The 22,371-nt window shown below is 71.8% G+C and carries 17 protein-coding genes, 2 rRNA genes and 1 pseudogene; 17 read left to right on the top strand and 3 right to left on the bottom strand.

Annotated elements, in window-relative coordinates; all coding sequences use genetic code 11:
• From ORI94_RS19780 to ORI94_RS19795, 4 genes and pseudogenes are all read left to right on the top strand, one after another.
• Positions 1-79 (top strand): 23S ribosomal RNA (locus ORI94_RS19780); the annotation flags it as partial.
• A gap of 99 nt (positions 80-178) precedes the next feature.
• A 5S ribosomal RNA gene (rrf, locus tag ORI94_RS19785) occupies positions 179-295 on the top strand.
• A 98-nt stretch (positions 296-393) separates the two neighbouring features.
• Positions 394-1,353: pseudogene (locus ORI94_RS19790) on the top strand (hypothetical protein); the annotation flags it as partial.
• Between the two features lie 405 nt (positions 1,354-1,758).
• The gene (locus ORI94_RS19795) at positions 1,759-2,598 is read left to right on the top strand and encodes a tetratricopeptide repeat protein (RefSeq protein ID WP_266077702.1); all 840 of its coding nucleotides are present in this window, start codon (positions 1,759-1,761) and stop codon (positions 2,596-2,598) included.
• Positions 2,599-2,700: 102 nt separating this feature from the next.
• On the opposite strand, the gene ORI94_RS19800 is transcribed toward ORI94_RS19795, so the two are convergent.
• Positions 2,701-3,993 (bottom strand): DUF1015 domain-containing protein, encoded by a 1,293-nt coding sequence (locus ORI94_RS19800; RefSeq protein WP_266077401.1) that lies wholly within the window; start codon positions 3,991-3,993, stop codon positions 2,701-2,703.
• Between the two features lie 71 nt (positions 3,994-4,064).
• Between ORI94_RS19800 and ORI94_RS19805 the strand changes: the two genes are divergently transcribed.
• The 4 genes from ORI94_RS19805 to ORI94_RS19820 all read left to right on the top strand — a co-directional run bounded on the left by ORI94_RS19805 (position 4,065) and on the right by ORI94_RS19820 (position 8,201).
• A complete protein-coding gene (locus ORI94_RS19805; protein ID WP_266077403.1) occupies positions 4,065-5,096 on the top strand; it encodes an HAD-IIA family hydrolase in 1,032 nt (343 codons plus the stop codon).
• Positions 5,097-5,179: 83 nt separating this feature from the next.
• Positions 5,180-6,226, top strand: coding sequence for a FecCD family ABC transporter permease (locus ORI94_RS19810; RefSeq protein WP_266077405.1), 1,047 nt, complete (start codon positions 5,180-5,182; stop codon positions 6,224-6,226).
• Positions 6,223-7,260 (top strand): FecCD family ABC transporter permease, encoded by a 1,038-nt coding sequence (locus ORI94_RS19815; RefSeq protein WP_266077407.1) that lies wholly within the window; start codon positions 6,223-6,225, stop codon positions 7,258-7,260. The genes ORI94_RS19810 and ORI94_RS19815 overlap by 4 nt, the downstream gene beginning before the upstream one ends.
• On the top strand, positions 7,257-8,201 hold the full coding sequence (locus tag ORI94_RS19820) for an ABC transporter ATP-binding protein (RefSeq protein ID WP_416237857.1): 945 nt from the start codon (positions 7,257-7,259) through the stop codon (positions 8,199-8,201). Before ORI94_RS19815 ends, ORI94_RS19820 begins: the two co-directional genes overlap by 4 nt.
• Here ORI94_RS19820 and ORI94_RS19825 read toward each other — a convergent pair.
• Entirely contained in the window at positions 8,185-8,532 is a 348-nt protein-coding gene (locus ORI94_RS19825) for a sterol-binding protein (protein WP_266077411.1), read from the bottom strand. The genes ORI94_RS19820 and ORI94_RS19825 overlap by 17 nt on opposite strands.
• A 42-nt stretch (positions 8,533-8,574) precedes the next feature.
• On the opposite strand from ORI94_RS19825, the gene ORI94_RS19830 reads away from it, so the two are divergent.
• The 5 genes from ORI94_RS19830 to ORI94_RS19850 all read left to right on the top strand — a co-directional run bounded on the left by ORI94_RS19830 (position 8,575) and on the right by ORI94_RS19850 (position 13,868).
• The gene (locus ORI94_RS19830) at positions 8,575-8,907 is read left to right on the top strand and encodes a hypothetical protein (RefSeq protein WP_266077413.1); all 333 of its coding nucleotides are present in this window, start codon (positions 8,575-8,577) and stop codon (positions 8,905-8,907) included.
• A 7-nt stretch (positions 8,908-8,914) separates the two neighbouring features.
• A complete protein-coding gene (locus ORI94_RS19835; RefSeq protein ID WP_266077415.1) occupies positions 8,915-9,730 on the top strand; it encodes a TlyA family RNA methyltransferase in 816 nt (271 codons plus the stop codon).
• A complete protein-coding gene (locus tag ORI94_RS19840) occupies positions 9,727-10,632 on the top strand; it encodes an NAD kinase (RefSeq protein WP_042168779.1) in 906 nt (301 codons plus the stop codon). The genes ORI94_RS19835 and ORI94_RS19840 overlap by 4 nt, the downstream gene beginning before the upstream one ends.
• 124 nt (positions 10,633-10,756) lie before the next feature.
• On the top strand, positions 10,757-12,475 hold the full coding sequence (gene recN / locus ORI94_RS19845) for a DNA repair protein RecN (protein WP_266077704.1): 1,719 nt from the start codon (positions 10,757-10,759) through the stop codon (positions 12,473-12,475).
• Positions 12,476-12,731: 256 nt separating this feature from the next.
• Entirely contained in the window at positions 12,732-13,868 is a 1,137-nt protein-coding gene (locus ORI94_RS19850) for a glycosyltransferase family 4 protein (protein WP_266077421.1), read from the top strand.
• A 67-nt stretch (positions 13,869-13,935) separates the two neighbouring features.
• Here ORI94_RS19850 and ORI94_RS19855 read toward each other — a convergent pair whose 3' ends face one another.
• Positions 13,936-15,738, bottom strand: coding sequence for a glycoside hydrolase family 15 protein (locus tag ORI94_RS19855; RefSeq protein ID WP_266077423.1), 1,803 nt, complete (start codon positions 15,736-15,738; stop codon positions 13,936-13,938).
• Positions 15,739-16,275: 537 nt separating this feature from the next.
• Between ORI94_RS19855 and ORI94_RS19860 the strand changes: the two genes are divergently transcribed.
• The 4 genes from ORI94_RS19860 (at position 16,276) to ald (ending at position 22,148) form a co-directional block, all read left to right on the top strand.
• Positions 16,276-17,922 (top strand): CTP synthase, encoded by a 1,647-nt coding sequence (locus tag ORI94_RS19860; protein WP_266077425.1) that lies wholly within the window; start codon positions 16,276-16,278, stop codon positions 17,920-17,922.
• A 100-nt stretch (positions 17,923-18,022) separates the two neighbouring features.
• Positions 18,023-18,658, top strand: coding sequence for an NUDIX domain-containing protein (locus ORI94_RS19865; protein WP_266077427.1), 636 nt, complete (start codon positions 18,023-18,025; stop codon positions 18,656-18,658).
• Positions 18,659-18,830: 172 nt separating this feature from the next.
• Complete coding sequence (locus ORI94_RS19870) at positions 18,831-20,888, top strand: tetratricopeptide repeat protein (RefSeq protein WP_266077429.1); 2,058 nt, start codon at positions 18,831-18,833, stop codon at positions 20,886-20,888.
• 135 nt (positions 20,889-21,023) lie between these two features.
• A complete protein-coding gene (gene ald, locus ORI94_RS19875) occupies positions 21,024-22,148 on the top strand; it encodes an alanine dehydrogenase (protein ID WP_266077431.1) in 1,125 nt (374 codons plus the stop codon).
• The last annotated feature ends 223 nt before the right edge of the window (positions 22,149-22,371 follow it).

Below are 22,371 nucleotides of genomic sequence, written 5' to 3' on the forward strand. Positions count from 1 at the left end.
GACTGGGTTGATAGGCCGGATATGGAAGCACGGTAACGTGTGGAGTTGACCGGTACTAATAGGCCGAGGGCTTGTCCTCAGTTGCTCGCGTCCACTGTGTTGGTTCTGAAACCACGAACAACCCCGTATTCCGTCGGTGTGCCGGCGGGGTGCGGTGCGGTTGTCTGTTTCATAGTGTTTCGGTGGTCATAGCGTAGGGGAAACGCCCGGTTACATTCCGAACCCGGAAGCTAAGCCTTACAGCGCCGATGGTACTGCAGGGGGGACCCTGTGGGAGAGTAGGACGCCGCCGAACAATCTTTGGAAGGACCTCTGGTCACCAGCGTTCAGCTGGGACCAGGGGTCCTTTTGTATTTTCTGGAGCGCGCCGGATATCCGGCTGCGCGAGGATGCTTGCGGTACCGAAGACAGGAGTCACCCATGTCCCCCAACTCTCCCGACGACCGACCGGAGCGCGACCAGCGGCGACGGGACAGTGGTGATCGTTCGGACCGAGGTAACCAGCGGGGCGCCGGCCCACGACGACCCAGCGACGGCGACCGTGGGTTCCGTCGGGACGACCGTCGCGACGACCGAGGTGCCGGTCGGCCGGAGCGTGGCGGGTTCCGTGGTCGGGACGACAATCGCGGTGACAACCGGGGCGGCGAGCGCGGCGGTTACCGGGGCAGGGACGAGCGTAGGGACGATCGCCCTGACGGTGGACGTGAGCGTTCCGGCTTCCGCCGTGATGACGATCGGGGACACGGACGTCGTGACGATCGGCGGGATGACCGGCGTGGTGACGACAGCCGTGGTGGCGAGCGCGGTGGTTACCGGGGACGCGACGACAGCCGTGGTGGTGACCGTGGCGGGTTCCGTCGTGAGGACAGCCGTGGTGGTGACCGCGGCGGGTTCCGTCGTGAGGACAGCCGTGGTGGTGACCGCGGCGGGTTCCGTCGTGAGGACAGCCGTGGTGGTGACCGCGGCGGGTTCCGTCGTGAGGACAGCCGTGGTGGTGACCGTGGCGGGTTCCGTCGTGAGGACAGCCGTGGTGGTGACCGTGGCGGGTTCCGTCGTGAGGACAGCCGTGGTGGTGACCGTGGCGGGTTCCGTCGTGACGATCGGCGGGATGACCGACGTGGTGACGACAGCCGTGGTGGCGAGCGCGGTGGTTACTCGGGGCGCGACGACAATCGTGGCTACGGACGTCGTGACGATCGCCGCGATGACCGGCGTGGTGACGACCGTGGTGAGCGGGGCGGTTTCCGTGGCCGTGAGGACAGCCGTGGTGGTGACCGTGGCGGTTTCCGTCGTGAGGACAGCCGTGGTGGTGACCGTGGCGGGTTCCGTCGTGACGATCGGCGGGATGACCGACGTGGTGACGACAGCCGTGGTGGCGAGCGCGGTGGTTACCCGGGGCGCGACGACAATCGTGGCTACGGACGTCGTGACGATCGCCGCGATGACCGGCGTGGTGACGACCGTGGTGAGCGGGGCGGTTTCCGTGGCCGTGAGGACAGCCGTGGTGGTGACCGCGGTGGGTTCCGTCGTGAGGACAGCCGTGGTGGTGACCGTGGCGGATTCCGTCGTGAGGACAGCCGTGGTGGCGAGCGCGGTGGTTACCGAGGACGCGACGACAACCGTGGCGGTGAACGCGGTGGCTTCCGTGGCCGTGACGACCGGGGCGGGCGGCCCGGCGGGTTCCGTGGGCGTGACGACCGGCAGGGCGGCGGCCGGTTCCGTGAGGAGCGGGAGCGGGACCGGGAACCGATCAAGCGGCTGCCGATCCCCGAGGACGTCACGGGCGAGGAGATCGACAAGGACGTACGACAGGAGCTGCAGAGCCTGCCCAAGACGCTCGCGGAGGATGTCGCCAAGAACCTCGTGATGGTCGCCCGGCTGATCGACGAGGACCCCGAGGGCGCGTACGGCTATTCCAAGGTGGCGCTGCGGCTGGCGTCGCGCGTCGCAGCCGTACGGGAGGCCGCCGGGTTCGCCGCGTACGCCAGTCAGAAGTACTCCGAGGCACTGGCCGAGTTCCGGGCGGCGCGGCGGATGACCGGCACCACGGAGCTGTGGCCCCTCATGGCCGACTGCGAGCGTGGGCTCGGGCGGCCGGAGAAGGCACTGGACATGGCCGGCGCGCCCGAGGTGCAGAAGCTGGACAAGGCCGGGCAGGTGGAGATGCGGCTCGTCGCGGCCGGTGCGCGGCGCGACATGGGGCAGCTGGACGCCGCCATCGTGACGCTCCAGAGCTCCGAGCTGGCGTCCCAGTCCGTGCAGCCGTGGACGGCGCGGCTGCGGTACGCGTACGCCGACGCGCTTCTCGCCGCCGGACGGGCGGGTGAGGCACGGGAGTGGTTCGCGAAGGCCGTGGAGGCCGACCGGGACGGCAGTACCGACGCGTCGGACCGGCTGGCCGAGATGGACGGCGTGGAGTTCATGGACGCGCTCGACGAGCATGACGAAGCCGATGCCGGATCCGACACCTCGGTCGACGAGGCAGGGGCCGAGGACGTGCACGCGGATCTGGACGACGAAACGGACGACGAAACGGACGAGGGCGACGCCGAAGAGTCCGGGACCGAAAGGGCCGAGACCGACGTCGACAAGGACTGACGCCTGAACGACGGAACGGCTGGACGTCGGATGCGACGAAGGGGCGGAATTCCCGGCCGGTGGACCGGGAATCCCGCCCCTTCGTGTGTCTCCAGCGAGGCGTCAGCCGTCGAACGCGCGTAGCACCAGGCCCGATGCCGGCTTGGGTCCGAAGGACGTCGACTTGCGGGGCATCGTCACGCCCTGGCGGGCGAGGTCGCGGACGACCTCCTCGCGGACCGGATGCATCAGCACCGCCGTACCGCCGTCGCGTTCCGCCTTCTCGACGGTCGCGGCCGTGTCGTGGATGTAGGCGATGTGGGCCGGGGAGTCCTCGGGGATGTGCCACACCTGGTCCAGGAGCGTGGAGTGCAGGACCGTCGCGTCCAGGGTGCGCCAGGCCTCCGGACGGTCGGTGGGGACCGTACGGGCCAGCAGATCCGGGTCCGGGCGGTCGACGAGGTGGAAGGCGCCGTCGCCGGCCAGGAGGAACGCGTTGCCCGTGCACGCGGCCTCGGCCAGTGCCTCCATGGCCTGCGGCAGCGCGGCGTCCACGCGGCGGACCCGGAACAGGCCGTGGAGGGCGGCCAACGCGTCCGCGACGGGCAGGCCGTGCAGCAGGCGGTGGATGGCGCGGACGCGCAGCGGGTAGCGGGTGGTGTCGACGAGGAGCACCAGGCCGTGGTCCCAGGGGCTGGGGGAGGGGTGCTGCGCGCGCAGGCGGCGGTAGGTGGCCCAGCGGTGGTGGCCGTCGGCGATGAGCGCCTGCTGGCCGGCCAGGTCGGTCCGGACGGTCGCCAGGTCCTCGGGGTCGGTGAGGGACCACAGGCGGTGGTGGAAGCCGTCCTCCGTGGTGGTCGCGAGGACGGGGGGCATCTTGGCCGTGCGCTCGATCAGGTCGGCGGTGGCGGCTGTCGAGCCGTCGCCGGGGTAGGTCAGCAGCAGGGGCTCGAGGTTCGCCGAGGTGGCCAGCATCAGGGCCGCCCGGTCGGCGACGATGTGCGGCATGACGTCCTCGTGCGGCAGGACCAGTTGCTCGTCGGGGTCCGACACGCGCAGGGTGCCGATGATTCCGCGTTGCAGCAGGCCGTCGCCGTCGCGCTGTTCGTAGACGTAGAAGCCGGGTAGGGGGTCCGTGGTCAGGACGCCCTCGGCCCGCCAGCGGTTCAGCGTGTCGGCGGCCTGGGCGTTGCGGGCCTCCGGGGTACCGGCCTCGGGCAGGATCAGCCGGACGATGTTGTACGGGTCCGCGGACTGCAGGTGATGCAGACCGTCGGGGCGGACGACGACGTCGTACGGCGGGGATGTCACGGCGGCCAGGCTGCCGACCCGGTCGGGGTCGTAACGAAGGCCTTGGAACGGGGTGAGTTCCAGGCCTCGGCGCGCCTTCGCTTCCGAGGGACCTGCAGTCTTCATCCAGGCATCGTACGGGGGGCAGTGGCATGGGGGATGATCGGGGAAAGCCGTCGAACGAGGAGCGATGCACCATGAGCCGGAGCGTCAGGACGAGGCCCGAGGGCAGTGGGCAGGCCCTGAGCGAGGCGTACGACACGGCGCTGCTCGATCTCGACGGTGTGGTGTACGCGGGAGGGAAGGCGATCGTCCACGCGGCCGCGTCGCTGGCCACGGCCCGCGCCGGGGGCATGCACCTGGCGTACGTGACGAACAACGCCCTGCGCACGCCGGACACCGTCGCCGCGCATCTGACGGAACTGGGGATACCGACGGAGGCCGGCGATGTGATCACGTCGGCGCAGGCGGTCGCGCGGCTGGTGAGCGAGCAGATGCCGCCGGGGGCCAGGGTGCTGGTGATCGGCGGAGAGGGCCTGCGGGTGGCGCTGAGCGAGCGCGGGCTGACGCCGGTGGAGTCGGCGGACGACGACCCGGCGGCGGTGGTGCAGGGGTACGGCGGGCCCGACTTCCCGTGGGGCCGGTTCGCGGAGGCGAGTTACGCGATCGCGCGCGGGGTGCCGTGGTTCGCGTCCAACACGGATCTGACGATTCCCAGCGGCCGGGGCATCGCACCGGGCAACGGGGCGGCGGTGGAGGTCGTGCGGATCGCCACCGGCGCCGAGCCGCAGGTGGCGGGCAAGCCGCTGCCGCCGATGCACCGCGAGACGATCCTGCGGACGGGCGCCGAGCGGCCGCTGGTGGTGGGCGACCGGCTGGACACGGACATCGAGGGCGCGTTCAACGGTGGTGTCGACTCACTGCTGGTGCTCACGGGTGTGACCGACGGGGCGCAGCTGCTGGCCGCGCCGCCGCAGCACCGGCCCACCTTCGTCGACGCCGATCTGCGCGGCATGCTCACCGGGCAGCCGGAGGTCGTCGCGGTGGACGGCGGTGGGTTCCGGTGCGGTGGCTGGACGGCCACGGCAGCCGGCGAGTACCTGGAGCTGGACGGGGAGGGAACGGCTGAGGACGGTCTGCGGGCGCTGTGCGCGGCGGCGTGGACAGCGGCGGGTGACGGCGTGTGCGAGCTGGACGGCGGGAAGGCGCTGGCACGGCTGGAGCTGTGAGGGGTGCCGGCCCCGGAGGCCGGCCCGGGGGCCTGGGAATCCGGGAATCGTGATCGAATAGGAGGGTAGGCTAACCTAACTGCGTGTTGGTCGAGAGTCCCCCTGAACAGCGCGCGGAGACCGCCCCCGCGCATCCGAACCGCCGGGCGCTGCTCCGTGTCCTGGGTCTGCTCCTCTCCGCCGTGATCCTGGCGGCCGTAGCCGTGGCGAGTCTCGCGATCGGGGCGAAGGACCTGTCCCTGCAACAGGTCTGGCACGGCCTGTTCGAGGATTCGGGCAGCTACGGCGACGCGGTCGTCGCCGACCGGTTGTCACGCACCGTCCTCGGTGCGCTGGCCGGTGCCGCGCTCGGTCTGGCGGGAGCGGTGCTCCAGGCCCTGACCCGTAATCCGCTGGCCGATCCGGGACTGCTCGGCATCAACGCGGGCGCGTCCGCGGCCGTCGTCACGGCCATCACCTTCTTCGGCGTCACCTCGCCCTCCGGTTATGTGTGGTTCGCGTTCTTCGGAGCCGCGGCGGTCGGGGCGCTGGTGTGGTTCCTCGGCGGCAGCCGGGGCGCGACCCCCGTGCGCCTGGTGCTCGCCGGCACCGCGATCACCGCCGCGCTGTTCGGCTATCTCCAAGCGGTCATGATCCTCGACGAGGCGGCCCTGGGCAGGATGCGCTTCTGGACGGTCGGATCGCTGGCCTCGGCGAACAGTGCGGCCATCCAGCAGGTGCTGCCGTTCCTGCTGCTCGGCTTCGTGCTGGCGCTGCTGCTCGCCCGGCCGCTGAACGCCATGGCCATGGGCGACGACACGGCCAGGGCCCTCGGCGCCAACCTGAACCGCACGCGAGGGACGGCCATGCTCGCCGCGACGCTGCTGTGCGGGGCCGCGACGGCCGCCTGCGGGCCGATCGCCTTCGTCGGCCTGATGGTGCCGCACGCCGTACGCTCGTTCACCGGACCCGACCTGCGCTGGATCCTGCCGTACGCGGCGCTCCTGTCGCCCGTGCTGCTGCTCGGCGCCGATGTCATCGGCCGCGTCCTGGCCCGGCCCGCGGAGCTCCAGGTCGGCATCGTCACCGCGATCATCGGCGGCCCGGTGTTCATCTATCTCGTACGACGCCGGAGGACGGCCCAGCTGTGAAGACCAACCGTGCTGTGCGCACCCCGGGCGGCCTCTCGCTCCGGGTGGACGCGCGCGCCCTCGTCGTCGGAGTGCTGCTGCTGCTCGTGGCGCTCACCGCGAGCGTGGTGCTGATCGGCACCGGGGACTTCCCGATACCCGCCGCCGACGTGGTCCGGACCCTGCTGAGCGAGGGTGACCCGGGCCAGGAGTTCATCGTCACCGAACTGCGGCTGCCGCGGGTCCTGGTGGGGCTCCTCGCCGGCGCCTCGCTCGGTCTCGCCGGCGCGCTGTTCCAGTCCGTCTCCCGCAATCCGCTGGGCAGCCCGGACATCCTCGGCCTGGGCCAGGGCGCCACGGCCGGTGCGCTCGTGGTGATCGTGCTGTTCTCCGGAACGGCCCAGCAGGTCGCCCTCGGCGCCCTGGCGGGCGGACTGGTGACCGGGTTCGCCCTCTACGCGCTCGCCTGGAAGCGGGGGGTGCACGGATACCGGCTGGTCCTGGTCGGTATCGGTGTCTCCGCGATCGTCACCGCGGTCAACGGCTACCTGCTCACCAAGTCCGACATCGTGGACGCGGCCCGGGCGGTCGTCTGGATGACCGGTTCCCTCGACGGCCGTGACTGGGACCAGGTCCGGCCCCTGCTCGCGCTGTGCGCCGTCCTCGTACCGCTGGTCCTCGCCCACTCCCGCGGGCTCAGGATGATGGAGATGGGCGACGACGTGTCGTACGCCCTCGGAGTCCGGGTGGAGCGCGTACGGATGGTGCTGATGCTGTCCGCGGTCCTGCTCACCGCTTCGGCGACTGCGGCCTCCGGGCCGGTCGGCTTCGTCGCGCTCACCGCGCCGCAGCTCGCCCGGCGTCTGACCCGCTCGCCCGGGCCGAACCTCATGCCGTCGATGTGCATGGGCGCAGCCCTGCTGGTGAGCGCCGACTGGGTCTCGCAGCGGGCCTTCGGCGCCGAGCAGTTGCCCGTGGGCGTGGTCACCGGTGTGCTCGGCGGTGTCTACCTGCTCTGGCTGCTGGTCACCGAGCGCAGGGCGGGCCGGATATGACGCGAACCGTCCACGGACCGGCCGACGGACCGGCCGACCCGCAGACCGGCGGGCCGAACAACCGAAGGAGCACCGTGAACCGACTGTCCGCAGAGGACGTCACCCTCGCCTACGACCAGCGGGTCATCGCCGAGCAGTTGTCGGTGGAGATACCGGACAACTCCTTCACCGTGATCGTCGGTCCGAACGCCTGCGGCAAGTCGACACTCCTGCGGGCGCTGTCACGGATGCTGAAGCCCAGCCGGGGGCGGGTGCTGCTGGACGGTCAGGTCATCCAGTCGATGCCCGCGAAGAAGGTCGCCCGCACCCTCGGACTGCTGCCCCAGTCCTCGATCGCGCCCGACGGGATCACGGTCGCCGACCTGGTGGGGCGCGGCCGGTACCCGCATCAGGGCATCCTGCGCCAGTGGTCCACCGAGGACGAGCGGGTCGTCCAGGAGGCGATGGCCCGGACCGGCATCGCGGACCTGGGGGAACGGCATGTCGACGAACTCTCCGGCGGGCAGCGGCAGCGCGTGTGGATCGCCATGGCGCTCGCCCAGGAGACCCCGCTGCTGCTGCTCGACGAGCCGACGACCTATCTCGACATCCAGCACCAGATCGACGTACTGGACCTGTGCGCGGAACTGCACGAGGAGCAGGGCCGCACCCTCGTCGCCGTCCTGCACGACCTCAACCACGCCGCCCGCTACGCCACCCACCTCATCGCGCTGCGCGACGGGAAGGTCATCGCGCAGGGCGCGCCGAAGGAGATCGTCACCGCCGGGCTGGTCGAGCAGGTCTTCGGCCTGAGCTGCCAGGTCATCGACGACCCCGAGACGGGGACGCCCCTGATCGTGCCGGCCGCCCGCAAAGCGCGGACCGCGGCGAAGCGGGACACCGGCAGGCAGAACCCGGGCGAGCAGGCCGCGGCCGCGGTGGGCGCTAGAGAAGCTTCCTGAGACGGAACAGGTCGCGCAGACCGGCCTCCAGTCTCACCCGGCCCGATCCCCAGGCCCTGGCGAAGTGCAGCTCGCCGTCGACCAGGGCCAGCAGGTCGTCCCCCCGCATGGCGAGCCGGATCTGCGCCCGCTCGCGCGGAGGGCCCTCCAGCGTGTCGTGCACCTCGATCCGCCCGCCGGTGAGCCGGCCGGCGAAGGTCACGTCCAGGTCGGTGATGTGACAGCTGACCGAGCGGTCCATCGCCGCCGCCGTGCGCACGTCGCCCTCGGCACGCTGTACGGAGTCGGACAGTTTGTCGAGTGCGGCACGGCACTCCTCGATCGTGGCCATCGCGGACGACGGTACCCCAACGGTTCGCGGTAGCGTCGGGGCATGAACGACGCAGTACCCCCGCCGGGGAGCGCGCCGCAGCCGCCCCCGCAGGCGGAGCACGCCGCACCGACGGCCGACGACGTCCTCCGGGCCGCGCCCGGATACGCCCCCGCCGCCCCCGCGCCCCTGAACGTCCCCCGCGCCCCCACCGGCAACGCCGAGGTGGACGCGCGGCTGGAGCGGCTGGCCGATGCCGACCACCTCACCACGGACGGCCATGTCGAGGTGTACGAAGATGTGCACCGGGGGCTGCGCGACGCGCTCACCGCGCTCGACGCCCGCCCGGAACCTCCGGGGCCCCCTCCCGCACCTACGTACCGACAGGGGAGCTGAACCGAACGTGGCAGGAGTCGCACGCCGCCGTCTCGACGCGGAGCTGGTCCGCCGGAAGCTCGCCCGGTCGCGTGAGCACGCCGGCCAGCTGATCGCCGCCGGGCGGGTCAGTGTCGGCAAGACCGTCGCGACCAAGCCCGCCACCCAGGTGGAGACCGCCGCCGCGATCCTCGTCGCCGAGGACGCCGGCGACCCGGACTACGTGTCGCGCGGCGGCCACAAGCTCGCCGGCGCGTTCGAGGCGTTCGTGCCGCAGGGTCTGGTCGTCCCGGGACGGCGGGCGCTGGACGCCGGTGCCTCGACCGGGGGTTTCACCGACGTCCTGCTCCGGGCCGGGGCCGCCCACGTGGTCGCCGTGGACGTCGGATACGGACAACTCGCCTGGTCTCTCCGCAACGATGAACGCGTCACCGTCAAGGACCGTACGAATGTCAGGGAGTTGACGCTCGAGGCAATCGATGGGGAGCCTGTGGATCTTGTCGTGGGGGATCTGTCCTTCATCCCGCTCGGGCTGGTCCTGCCCGCCCTGAAACGGTGCGTGCGGCCGGACGCCGACCTGGTGATGATGGTCAAGCCGCAGTTCGAGGTGGGCAGGGAGCGGCTGGGCAGCGGCGGCGTCGTACGCAGCCCGCAGCTGCGCGCCGAGGCCGTGCGGACAGTGGCCGCCAGGGCCTGGGAGCTGGGACTGGGGGCCAGGGGCGTGACCGCGAGTCCGCTGCCCGGACCCTCGGGGAACGTCGAATACTTTCTCTGGCTGCGGGCGGGGGCCTTGGAACTGGACCCGGCCGACGTCGACCGTGCAGTGGCGGAGGGGCCGCGTTGACACCGAACCGAGCTCGTACTGTTTTCCTGCTCGCCCACACCGGCCGCCCCGCGGCCATCCGCAGCGCGGAGCTGGTGGTCAAAGGACTGCTGGCTTCCGGGCTGGGGGTGCGGGTGCTGGAGGCCGAGGCGCGGGACCTGCCGCTGCCGGACGAGGTGGGGACCGTCAAGGAGGCCACCCCCGAGTGCCTCGACGACTGCGAACTGCTGATCGTGCTCGGCGGTGACGGCACGCTGCTGCGCGGCGCGGAGTTCGCCCGTGCCTCGGGGGTGCCGATGCTCGGCGTGAACCTCGGCAGCGTCGGCTTCCTCGCCGAGGCCGAACGGGACGACCTCGACAAGGTCGTCGACCGGGTGGTGAGCAAGGCGTACGAGGTCGAGGAACGGATGACCGTCGACGTCGTCGTGCACAAGAACGGCACCATCGTGCACACGGACTGGGCGCTGAACGAGGCGGCCGTGCAGAAGGTGTCCGCCGAGCGGATGCTGGAGGTCGTGCTGGAGATCGACGGGCGTCCGGTGACCGGTTTCGGCTGCGACGGCATCGTGTGCGCCACCCCGACCGGATCGACAGCATACGCGTTCTCCGCCGGCGGACCTGTCGTGTGGCCCGAGGTCGAGGCGCTGCTGATGGTGCCGATCAGCGCGCACGCCCTGTTCGCCAAGCCACTGGTGACCTCGCCGGACTCGGTGCTCGCGGTGGAAATGCTGCCGCACGTCCCGCCCGGCGTGCTGTGGTGCGACGGACGGCGGACCGTGGAACTGCCGGCCGGCGCGCGGGTGGAGGTCCGGCGCGGCGCCGTCCCGGTCCGGCTGGCCCGGCTGCATCACGCCTCGTTCACGGACCGGCTGGTGGCGAAGTTCGCGCTGCCGGTCTCGGGATGGCGGGGAGCCCCGCACTAGCCCGCGCGTCCGCCTCCGTCCCTGGTCCCGCTCGGGGTGCAGACCTTCCGCATTCCCGTACGGGCGGGGGTGGCGTCGGACAGGGCGAGGAAAACCTCGTAAGGTCTGGGACGTGTTGGAGGAGATGCGGATACGGTCGCTCGGAGTCATCGACGACGCCGTGGTCGAGCTGTCACCCGGCTTCACCGCCGTCACCGGTGAGACGGGCGCGGGCAAGACCATGGTGGTCACCAGCCTCGGGCTGCTGCTGGGTGGAAGGGCGGACGCGGCCCTGGTGCGGATCGGCGCCAGAAGCGCGGTCGTCGAGGGGCGGATCACCGTGCCCGAGGGCGCCGCGGCCGCCGCGCGCGCGGGGGAGGCGGGAGCCGAGCTCGACGACGGGGCGCTGTTGATCAGCCGTACCGTCTCCGCCGAGGGGCGCTCCCGGGCGCACCTCGGCGGGCGGAGCGTGCCCGTCGGGCTGCTCGCCGAACTCGCCGACGACCTGGTGGCCGTGCACGGGCAGACCGACCAGCAGGGGCTGCTGAAGCAGTCCCGGCAGCGGCAGGCGCTCGACCGGTACGCGGGGGACGCGGTCGCCGGACCGCTCGCCAAGTACACGGAGGCGTACAAGCGGCTGAGGGCCGTCGCCACGGAACTCGAGGAGATCACCACCCGCGCGCGTGAACGGGCCCAGGAGGCCGATCTGCTGCGCTTCGGGCTCGACGAGATCGCCGCGGTGGAGCCCCGGGCCGGAGAGGACGTGGAACTGGCCGAGGAGGCCGAGAGGCTCGGGCACGCCGAGGCCCTGGCGTCCGCCGCGTCCGTCGCGCACGCCGCTCTCGCCGGCAACCCGGAGGACCTCGAGGGCGTCGACGCGGGAACGCTCGTCGCGGGCGCCCAGCGGGCCCTGGAGGCCGTGCGGGCGCACGATCCGGCGCTGGCCGCGCTCACCGACCGGATCGGTGAGGTCGGCATCCTGCTGCGTGACGTCGCCGGGGACCTCGCCGGGTACGCGGACGACCTGGACGCCGATCCGCTGCGGCTGGCGGCGGTGGAGGAACGCCGGGCCGCGCTCACCGGGCTCACCCGCAAGTACGGTCCGGACATCGCCGCCGTGCTGGCCTGGGCCGAGGAGAGCGCGGCGCGCCTCACGGACCTGGAGGGCGACGACGAGCGGATCGGGCAACTCATCGCCGAACGCGACGGCCTGCGCGCCGAACTGGGCGGGCTGGCGCAGACGCTCTCCCAGGCGCGCACCGAGGCCGCGGAGCGCTTCGCGGCCGCCGTCACCGCGGAGCTGGCCTCCCTCGCCATGCCCCACGCGCGCGTGTCGTTCGACATCCGGCAGACCGAGGACCCGGACGGTGTCGAGGCCGGCGGGCGCACGGTCGCCCACGGGCCGTCGGGCGTCGACGAGGTCGAGCTGCTGCTCGCCCCGCACCCCGGGGCGCCGCCCCGGCCCATCGCCAAGGGCGCGTCCGGCGGTGAGCTGTCGCGCGTGATGCTGGCCGTGGAGGTCGTGTTCGCCGGGACGGACCCGGTGCCGACGTACCTGTTCGACGAGGTCGACGCCGGTGTCGGCGGCAGGGCGGCCGTCGAGATCGGACGGCGGCTCGCCAAACTGGCGAAGAGCGCACAGGTCGTGGTCGTCACCCATCTGCCGCAGGTGGCCGCCTTCGCGGACCGGCAGTTGCTGGTGGCGAAGACGCACGACGGGACGGTCACCCGGTCCGGTGTGAAGGTACTCGAAGGAGAGGACCGGATCCGGGAACTGTCGCGGATGCTGGCCGGCCAGGAGGACTCGGAGACGGCCCGCGCCCACGCGGAGGAACTACTGGAGACGGCCCGCGCGGACGGCTGAAGGGCGGCTCGAGGGCGTCGGAGTTCGCCCGGCCGTCCACCGGGCCGTGTCGGCCGACAGGACGTACTTTGTCACTCGTACGGGTGGCGTTTGCGTCCACTCCGCTGCGGGTGGTCGATCCGGTCGTTGCCGGAATTCCCTTGCTTCCTGGCATGCTTGACCGAGCATGCGTAGGAGGCCGTGCGGTCCATCCTCTCCGCACGGTCCTTCTGTACGTTCTTCGGGACCACCCGACCCGAACCAGGAGCCCGGCCACGTGACCCCCGTGAGCAGCCACTCACCGCACGGCCAGTCGCCGCTGCGCACCGTCCAGGTGCTGGGCGGCGGCAACGCCGCGGCCGGTGCCCACGTGCGCTCGCTGGCCGCGGGGCTCGTCGCGCGGGGCGTGCGGGTCACGGTGTGCGCTCCCACCGAGGCCGAGCACACCTACGACTTCACCGGCGCCGGCGCCGACCATGTGCACGTGCCGCGCAGCAGCGACCCCGGCTCGGTGTCCGCGCTGCGGGCGGCGTGCGCGGACGCCGACCTGGTGCACGCGCACGGCCTGCACGCCTCCTTCCGGACCGTGCTCGCCCTCGGCGGGCGGCGCACCCCGCTGACCGTCACCTGGCACGACCGGCCGCACGCCGAAGGTGCCCGTGCGCACGTCCTGTGGCTGATGGAGCGACGGGTCGTCAGGGCGGCCACCGTGGTGCTCGGAACCACCTCCGCCCTGGTCGAGCGGGCACGCCGGACAGGAGCGCGGGACGCGCGGCTGGCGGCCGTCGCCTTCCCCGGGCCGCGCACCGCCCCGAAGACGGGCGACCCGGACGGGTCACGGCCCAAACTCCTGGCCGAACTCGGCGCCATCGGCCGCCCGTTGCTGATCGCCGTCGGCGCCCTCGAACGCAACCGCGGCCACCACACGCTGCTCGACGCCACGCACGGATGGCGCCGCCTCGACCCCCAGCCGCTGGTCGCCGTCGCGGGGGAGGGGCCGCTGCGCGGTGAACTCCAGCGCCGGATCACGGACGAGGACCTGCCGGTCCGGCTCGTCGGACGACGCGACGACATCACCGAGCTGCTGGAGGCCGCCGACCTCGCGCTGCTGCCGAGCCGGTGGGAGGGGCGCTCCGTCCTCGCCCAGCAGGCCCTCCACGCGCGCGTGCCACTCGTCGCGGCCGACACCGGCGGCGTCCCCGAACTCGTCGGCGACGCAGCCGAACTCGTCCCGTACCGCAACGCGCGTGCCCTCGCCGACGCCGTCGTACGGCTGCTCGGCGACCCCGGACGTCAGGAGGAACTCCGGGCCAAGGGCGCCCGGCAGGCGGCCGGATGGCCGACGGAGGACGAGGCGGTGGCCCAGGTCCTCAGCGTCTACGACGAGTTGACGCAACCACGGCCGCTGACCTGATCGGATCCGACGAGCTGAAACCGCCGGCGCGAACCCGGACCCGCGCCCGACCCCACACCCGACAGGCTCAGCCCCCGTACGCCCCCGAGGCCGTCAGACGCAGAGCGGTGTCGATGAGGGGGACGTGGCTGAAGGCCTGCGGGAAGTTGCCGACCTGACGCTGCCCGACCGGGTCCCACTCCTCGGCGAGCAGGCCCAGGTCGTTGCGCAGGGAGAGCAGCTTCTCGAACAGCCTGCGGGCCTCGTCCACCCGGCCGATCATCGCCAGGTCGTCGGCCATCCAGAACGAGCAGGCGAGGAACGCGCCCTCGTCGCCCGGCAGCCCGTCGACGCCCTCGTCCGCGCCCTCCGTCGGATAGCGCAGGATGAAGCCGTCCGGCGTGGACAGCTCGCGCTGGATCGCCTCGATGGTGCCGATCACCCGCTTGTCGTCCGGCGGCAGGAAACCCATCTGCGGGATCAGCAGCAGCGAGGCGTCCAGTTCCTTCGAGCCGTACGACTGCGTGAACGTGTTGCGTTCCTTGTCGTAGCCCTTCTCGCACACGTCCCGGTGGATGTCGTCGCGCAGCCCCTTCCACTGCTCCAGGGGGCCGTGCGCGTCGCCGGACTCGATGAGCTTGATGGTGCGGTCGACGGCGACCCACGCCATCACCTTGGAGTGCACGAAGTGGCGGCGCGGGCCGCGGACCTCCCAGATGCCCTCGTCCGGCTCCTGCCAGTGCTTCTCCAGGTAGCGGATCAGCTTCAGCTGGAGCAGGGACGCGTAGTCGTTGCGGGCCAGGCCCGTCATGTGGGCCAGGTGCAGGGCCTCGGTGACCTCGCCGTACACATCCAGCTGGAGCTGGTGCGCCGCGCCGTTGCCCACCCGGACCGGGGCCGAGTTCTCGTAACCGGGAAGCCAGTCCAGCTCCGCCTCGCCGAGCTCGCGCTCACCGGCGATGCCGTACATGATCTGCAGGTTCTCCGGGTCGCCCGCCACCGCGCGCAGCAGCCACTCGCGCCAGGCGCGGGCCTCCTCGCGATAGCCGGTGCGCAGCAGCGAGGACAGGGTGATCGCCGCGTCCCGCAGCCAGGTGTAGCGGTAGTCCCAGTTGCGGACGCCGCCGATGTCCTCCGGCAGGGAGGTGGTCGGCGCGGCGACGATGCCGCCGGTCGGGGCGTAGGTGAGCGCCTTCAGCGTGATCAGGGAGCGGACCACGGCCTCGCGGTAGGGGCCGTGGTACGTGCAGTGCTCCACCCACTCCCGCCAGAAGTCCTCCGTCGCCTCCAGCGAATGCTCCGGCTCCGGCAGCGCCGGGGGCTCCTTGTGCGAGGGCTGCCACGACAGGGTGAAGGCGATCCGGTCACCCGGGGCCACCGTGAAGTCCGAGTAGGTCGTCAGCGACTTGCCGTACGTGTCGGCGGATGTGTCGAACCACACGGAGTCCGGGCCCGCGACCGCGACCGTGCGCCCCTCGTGCTTGTGCACCCACGGCACCACCCGGCCGTAGGAGAAACGCATCCGGAGGGTGGAGCGCATCGGCACGCGGCCCGAGACGCCCTCCACGATGCGGATGAGCTGCGGCGCGCCGTCGCGCGGGGGCATGAAGTCGGTCACCCGGACCGTGCCGCGCCCGGTGTCCCACTCGGACTCCAGGACCAGCGAGTCGCCGCGGTAGCCGCGCCGGGTCGCAGCCGGCGGCGGGGCGTCGGAGGCGTGCGCCGGGCCGATCCGCCAGAAGCCGTGTTCTTCGGTGCCCAGCAGGCCGGCGAAGATGGCGTGCGAGTCGAAGCGGGGCAGGCACAGCCAGTCGACTGTGCCGTCCCGGCAGACCAGGGCGGCGGTCTGCATGTCTCCGATGAGTGCGTAGTCTTCGATGCGCCCGGCCACGTGCAACTCCAGTCGAACGGCCACGTCACCCCACGAGGGGGTTGTCGCTGGTGCGGTCAAGGGGTTAGTCAGATACGTAATGCGTCGTTGAGCGATGAAGCAAAGCAGTCACTCAGCCGCGAATGCAAAGTGCCCATTGTTGCTCAACGAACTGACGAGCTTGCGTTGTTCCGGTGTGACGGGCGGGGGTGGTGCCGTTCGGCCGGCCGGGCTCGGCAGCGGGTGTCCGAGCAGGATACGACGCACGTGGGGGGTCTGTGTGCCGCTCCGGCCAATGCGCCCCCTCCGAACGGGTGACCACGGGGTGAGAGACGTGTGACAGGTCACGGACGTGTGCCCGCGCATGTGCGGAGCGTGCCCGGACGTCGATGTCCCGCGGCGCTGATACGCTGGTAGCCCGTGGACCGGTGGGCCCCTTCTTTGGAGGGGAAATCCGAAAAGGGCACCCCCGAACCGCAGCGACGGCGCCGTCGGAGTTTTCCGGCAGGCGGCCGCCCCGCACCCTCAGACCGCGACCACGGGAGCCCCCTCTTGGCCATGCCAAAATCCACGACGACCAAGCACATCTTCGTCACCGGGGGTGTCGCATCCTCGCTCGGCAAGGGTCTGACGGCCTCCAGCCTCGGCATGCTGCTCAAGGCCCGCGGTCTGCGCGTCGTCATGCAGAAGCTCGACCCCTATCTCAACGTCGACCCCGGCACGATGAACCCCTTCCAGCACGGTGAGGTCTTCGTCACCAACGACGGCGCCGAGACCGACCTGGACATCGGGCACTACGAGCGCTTCCTCGACCGTGACCTGGACGGCTCCGCCAACGTCACCACGGGCCAGGTCTACTCCACCGTGATCGCCAAGGAGCGCCGCGGCGAGTACCTGGGCGACACCGTGCAGGTCATCCCGCACATCACCAACGAGATCAAGCACCGCATCCGCCGCATGGCGACGGACGAGGTCGACGTCGTGATCACCGAGGTCGGCGGCACGGTCGGCGACATCGAGTCGCTGCCGTTCCTGGAGACCGTCCGCCAGGTGCGGCACGAGGTCGGCCGCGACAACGTGTTCGTCGTCCACATCTCGCTCCTGCCCTACATCGGTCCCTCGGGCGAGCTGAAGACGAAGCCCACCCAGCACTCGGTCGCGGCGCTGCGCAACATCGGCATCCAGCCGGACGCGATCGTGCTGCGCTGCGACCGCGAGGTGCCGACCGCGATCAAGCGGAAGATCTCGCTGATGTGCGACGTCGACGAGGCCGCCGTGGTCGCCTGCCCCGACGCCCGCTCGATCTACGACATCCCGAAGGTCGTGCACACCGAGGGTCTGGACGCCTACGTCGTGCGCAAGCTGGACCTGCCCTTCCGGGACGTGGACTGGACGACCTGGGACGACCTGCTCGACCGGGTCCACAACCCCGACCACGAGATCACCCTCGCCCTGGTCGGCAAGTACATCGACCTGCCCGACGCCTACCTCTCGGTCACCGAGGCGCTGCGCGCGGGCGGCTTCGCCAACCGGGCCCGGGTGAAGATCAAGTGGGTCACCTCCGACGACTGCAAGACCCCGTCCGGCGCCCAGGCACAGCTCGGTGACGTCGACGCCATCTGCATCCCCGGCGGCTTCGGGGACCGCGGGGTGCTCGGCAAGGTCGGCGCGATCCGCTACGCGCGCGAGAACCGGATCCCGCTGCTCGGCCTCTGTCTCGGCCTGCAGTGCATCGTGATCGACGCGGCCCGCAACCTCGCGGGCATCTCCGACGCCAACTCCACCGAGTTCGACCCGGCCACCTCCCACCCGGTCATCTCCACCATGGCCGAACAGCTCGACATCGTCGCCGGTGACGGCGACATGGGCGGCACGATGCGGCTCGGCATGTACCCGGCCAAGCTGGCCGAGGGCTCGATCGTGCGCGAGGTGTACGACGGCAAGGAGTACGTCGAGGAGCGCCACCGGCACCGCTACGAGGTGAACAACGCCTACCGCGCGGAGCTGGAGAAGAAGGCCGGCATCGTCTTCTCCGGCACCTCCCCGGACGGCAAGCTCGTCGAGTACGTCGAGTACCCGCGCGAGGTCCACCCGTACCTGGTCGCGACCCAGGCGCACCCGGAGCTGCGCTCGCGTCCGACGCGTCCGCACCCGCTGTTCGCGGGCCTCGTCAGGGCCGCGGTCGAGCGGAAGATCTCGAGGTAACACACCAGTTGTACGGTTGCCGGGGCGCGAAACCCCCGATCGGGGTGCGTCCCGGCCGCCGCCGCGCGCCCGTACGCCCGCACGTCTGGGAAGGACCGCAATGACCGGAACGACCATCAAGGACACCCCGGAGGAGTGGGAGGTCCGGGCGACCAGGACGCCCTTCGTCGGCAACAAGACCTCCGTGCGCACCGACGACGTGGTCATGCCCGACGGGACCGTGGTCCACCGCGACTACCAGGTCCACCCCGGGTCCGTCGCCGTCCTCGCCCTCGACGCCGCCGACCGCGTCCTGGTGCTGCGCCAGTACCGCCACCCCGTGCGCCACAAGCTGTGGGAGATCCCGGCCGGTCTGCTCGACGTCCCCGGCGAGAACCCGCTGCACGCCGCCCAGCGGGAGCTGTACGAGGAGGCGCACGTCAAGGCCGAGGACTGGCGGGTGCTGACCGACGTCTACACCACCGCCGGCGGCTGCGACGAGGCCGTACGGATCTTCCTGGCCCGGGGGCTGTCCGAGGCCGAGGGCGACCGCTTCGAGGTCGAGGACGAAGAGGCGGACATGGAACTGGCCCGGGTGCCGGTCGCGGACCTGGTCCGCGGGGTGCTGGCCGGCGAACTGCACAACAACTGCCTGGTGGTGGGCGTGCTTTCGCTCGTCGCCGCGCGGGAGCAGGACGGGCTCGACGCGCTGCGTCCGGCCGAGGCGCCGTGGCCTGCGCGTCCGTTCGACGCCTGAACCACCCCGGCCCTCAGCACCCCTCTCGCGATGTGACCATCTGCTGATCCGATCGAGGGACGCGTCCGCCGTGCTCCACACGGAACGTAGCAGAGCGTGAACTAGGCTCTGGAAAACGCCCGATCCGGAGTCCCGGCGGGCTTGCGCGTGCGGTGGGACGGGAGTGTGGCCCGTGACGGATCAGGCGGTGGACACGGACGGTGTGCGGCTCTCCCCGGACGCTGCCATGGAGGCCCGGTTCCTGGGCCGCACACGGGAGTTGAAGGAACTCCGGGCCGACATCGAGCGCGCCGGACTCGACACCCTCTCCGGCCGCAAGGCCCCCCGCGCCCGTGTGCTGCTCATCGCCGGCCGGCCCGGATCCGGCCGGACGACGCTCGGTGAGGAACTCGTCCGCCAGGTCGCCGACCGCTACCCCGACGGGGTGCTGCGTGCACGGCTCAGCGAGACCGACGGCACGCGCGTGCCCGTCGAGCGCTCCGCGCGGGAGCTGCTCGAGTCGCTCGAGGCGCCCGCCCCGGCGGGCGCCTCCGAGGAGGATCTCGCCGAGGCGCTGCGGACCGCCCTGGCCGGCCGCCGGACGCTGCTCCTGCTGGACGACGCGGCCGACGCCGAGCAGGTCGACGCCCTCCTGCCCGACAACCCCGAGTGCCTGGTGGTCGCCATCTCCCAGGGCCCGCTGACCGGCATCTGCGACGTCCGCCCCTGCACCCTCGGCGGCCTCGACACCAAGTCCGCCGTGGAACTGCTGTCCGGGATCGCCGGCTCGGTCCGCGTCACCGTCGACCCGCGGGCCGCGGAGGACCTGGCCGAGCGGTGCCAGGGGGAGCCCGCCGCCCTGGTCCTGGCCGGAGGCTGGCTCGCCGCCCGGCCCCAGACCGCCGTCGCCGACCTCGCCCGGCACCTGTACGCCGGGACGGACGAGGGCACCGCGACCGGCCGCGTCCTTCGGCTGGTCCACGACGCGCTGCCCGCCCCCGCCGCCCGGATGCTGCGCCTGCTGAGCCTCGCCCCGGCCGGCCTGGCCGACCCGCACACCGCCTCCGCGCTCGCCGGCTGCACGGTGAGCAGCGCGCGTACCACCCTGGACGACTTCGTCTCCGTGGGCCTGCTGCACCCCGTGGGGACCTCGTTGCCGCAGTACGAGGTGCCCGGCTGCCTGCACCCCCTGCTGAAGCGACTCGCCGAGGCCCACGAACGGCCCGGTGAGCTCCAGCTGGCCCGCGCCCGCATGCTGGAGCGGACCGTACGGCTGCTCCAGTCCTGCAGGGCCATCACCGAGACCGACAGCCCCCAGGCACGCGAGAAGCTCCTCGGGACGCCGCGTTCCCTGCGCTTCTCCAGTCCTCGCGACGCCGCCGACTGGCTGCGCGTCCGTCGGCCGGCCCTGCTGGCCTCGGCCCGCCTCGCGGTCGCCGAAGGGACGCTGGACACCCTGGCCCGCCGCCTCATGTCCCAGCTGGTGCGCGCCATGGTGGCCCACCTCGGCACCCAGGCCGCCGCCGGCGATCTCTACGGCATCCACCACCTGGTTCTCGACGTGGCCGAGCGCCGGAGGCTGCCCCGCGAGCAGGCCGCGGCCCTGCTCAACCTCGGCGACCTCGACGCCCGTACCGGCCGCACGGCCGACGCGCTGGCGCGGTACCGGGCCGCGCTGGACGCCGGCCGGGCGGCGAACGATTCCTACGCGACAGGCCGCGCGACGGAATCCGTGGGAGGCGCCCATCTGGAGCTCGGTGACTTCGACCGGGCCGCCGACTGGTTCGGCCGGGCCCTGGCCGAGCGGCTCGCCCGGGGCGAGCGCGCGGACGCCGCCCGCCTGTACGGCCGGATCGCCGCCGCCCACACCTACGCCGGCCGCTACGGCGAGGCGCTGCGCAACTGGCGGGCGGCGGTCGCCGGGCACCGCAGGAACGGCGATGTGGCCGCCCGGGCGCGCGCGTTGAGCGAACTGGCCCGGGTCCAGGAGTACGCCGGCCGCCCCGAGGAGTCGCTGCGTACCTGCCGGGAGGGGGTGGAGTGGGCCCGGCGGGCCGAGGACGCCCGGCTGCAGGCTGCGCTGCACCTCAGGCTCGCCGACACCTTCGGCCATCTCGGCGACCCGGCGTCGGCCGCGCTGCACCGGAGCTCGGCGGAGCGGATGCTGGAAGAAGAGGCCCAGGAGCCTGGAACCGATTCGAAACACTCAGGCGACACCTACGAAATCCGCAGCCCCTCCGGACAAGATTGATGCTTTGTAAGGCTGTACAGCGGGAACACCTTCATTAAGATGGCCTTGCCGCACCATCTTCTGCGGTCTCTCCCGGTGTGCACGCGTGTGCCCGGGTATGTGCAGGAACATCTCGTACCCTCCGAACCAAGGACCGTGATCGACGTGAAGGTCGGCATCCCCCGCGAGGTCAAGAACAACGAGTTCCGGGTGGCCATCACCCCGGCCGGCGTGCACGAGCTGGTGCGCCACGGCCACCAGGTCGTCATCGAGCGCGGCGCCGGCGTGGGCTCCTCGATCCCGGACGGCGAGTACGCCGCCGCGGGCGGGCGGATACTGGACACCGCCGACGAGGTGTGGGCCGCCGCCGACCTGCTGCTCAAGGTCAAGGAGCCCGTCGCCGAGGAGTACCACCGGCTGCGCAAGGACCAGACGCTCTTCACCTACCTGCACCTGGCCGCCTCCAGGGAGTGCACGGACGCCCTGCTGGCCTCCGGTACCACCGCCATCGCCTACGAGACCGTCGAGCTGCCCAGCCGCGCGCTGCCGCTGCTCGCCCCCATGTCCGAGGTCGCGGGCCGGCTGTCCGCCCAGGTCGGCGCCTACCACCTGATGCGGGCCGGCGGCGGCCGCGGCGTGCTGCCCGGCGGGGTCCCCGGCGTGCCGGCCGGCCGTGCCGTCGTCATCGGCGGAGGCGTCTCCGGCTGGAGCGCCGCGCAGATCGCCGTCGGCATGGGCTTCCACGTGACCCTGCTCGACAAGGACATCAACAAGCTCCGGGAGGCGGACCGGGTCTTCGGCACGAAGATCCAGACCGTCGTCTCCAACGCCTTCGAGCTGGAGAAGGCCTGCCTCGAGGCCGACCTCGTCATCGGCGCGGTGCTGATCCCCGGCGCCAAGGCGCCGAAGCTGGTCACCAACGACCTCGTCTCGCGGATGAAGAGCGGGAGTGTCCTTGTCGACATCGCGATCGACCAGGGCGGCTGCTTCGAGGACTCCCACCCGACCACGCACGCCGAGCCGATCTTCACGGTCCACGAATCGGTCTTCTACTGCGTCGCCAACATGCCCGGCGCCGTGCCCAACACCTCCACCTACGCGCTCACCAACGCCACGCTGCCGTACGTCGTCGAACTCGCGAACCGCGGCTGGGTGGAGGCGCTGCGCCGCGACCCCGCCCTTGCCAGGGGCCTGAACACGCACGACGGCAAGGTCGTGTACCAGGAGGTCGCCGAAGCGCACGGCCTGGACCACGTCGAACTCGCCCGGCTGCTCGGCTGAACCGGCCGCGCCACCCGACCCGACCCGACGCCCGGAAGTGTCTTCCGGGCGTTAAGTCGACCAAGTCGCCTCTCACCCAAGGCGATACGTCAACTTCGTTCGTCAACGTCGCGCATCCGGACCCGCCTTGCCCGTCGGGCACGGCGAGATGTGTGTATGGTCACTTCACGAATCCGGGGCAACTCGCCTCGAACGTCCCTCTTCCGCCGATTCGCACACCGGT

Origin of the sequence: Streptomyces sp. NEAU-W12 (assembly GCF_026242095.1) — a bacterium.
In the GTDB taxonomy this organism is placed as follows: domain Bacteria; phylum Actinomycetota; class Actinomycetes; order Streptomycetales; family Streptomycetaceae; genus Streptomyces.

What these genes read in the sequence shown, in the direction of transcription:
- ORI94_RS19800 (WP_266077401.1), bottom strand. Translation starts at nt 3,993, where the DNA reads ATGAAGACTGCAGGTCCCTCGGAAGCGAAGGCGCGCCGAGGCCTGGAA.
- ORI94_RS19805 (WP_266077403.1), top strand. Translation starts at nt 4,065, where the DNA reads ATGAGCCGGAGCGTCAGGACGAGGCCCGAGGGCAGTGGGCAGGCCCTG.
- ORI94_RS19820 (WP_416237857.1), top strand. Translation starts at nt 7,257, where the DNA reads ATGACGCGAACCGTCCACGGACCGGCCGACGGACCGGCCGACCCGCAG.
- ORI94_RS19825 (WP_266077411.1), bottom strand. Translation starts at nt 8,532, where the DNA reads ATGGCCACGATCGAGGAGTGCCGTGCCGCACTCGACAAACTGTCCGAC.
- ORI94_RS19830 (WP_266077413.1), top strand. Translation starts at nt 8,575, where the DNA reads ATGAACGACGCAGTACCCCCGCCGGGGAGCGCGCCGCAGCCGCCCCCG.
- recN (WP_266077704.1), top strand. Translation starts at nt 10,757, where the DNA reads ATGCGGATACGGTCGCTCGGAGTCATCGACGACGCCGTGGTCGAGCTG.
- ORI94_RS19860 (WP_266077425.1), top strand. Translation starts at nt 16,276, where the DNA reads ATGCCAAAATCCACGACGACCAAGCACATCTTCGTCACCGGGGGTGTC.
- ORI94_RS19865 (WP_266077427.1), top strand. Translation starts at nt 18,023, where the DNA reads ATGACCGGAACGACCATCAAGGACACCCCGGAGGAGTGGGAGGTCCGG.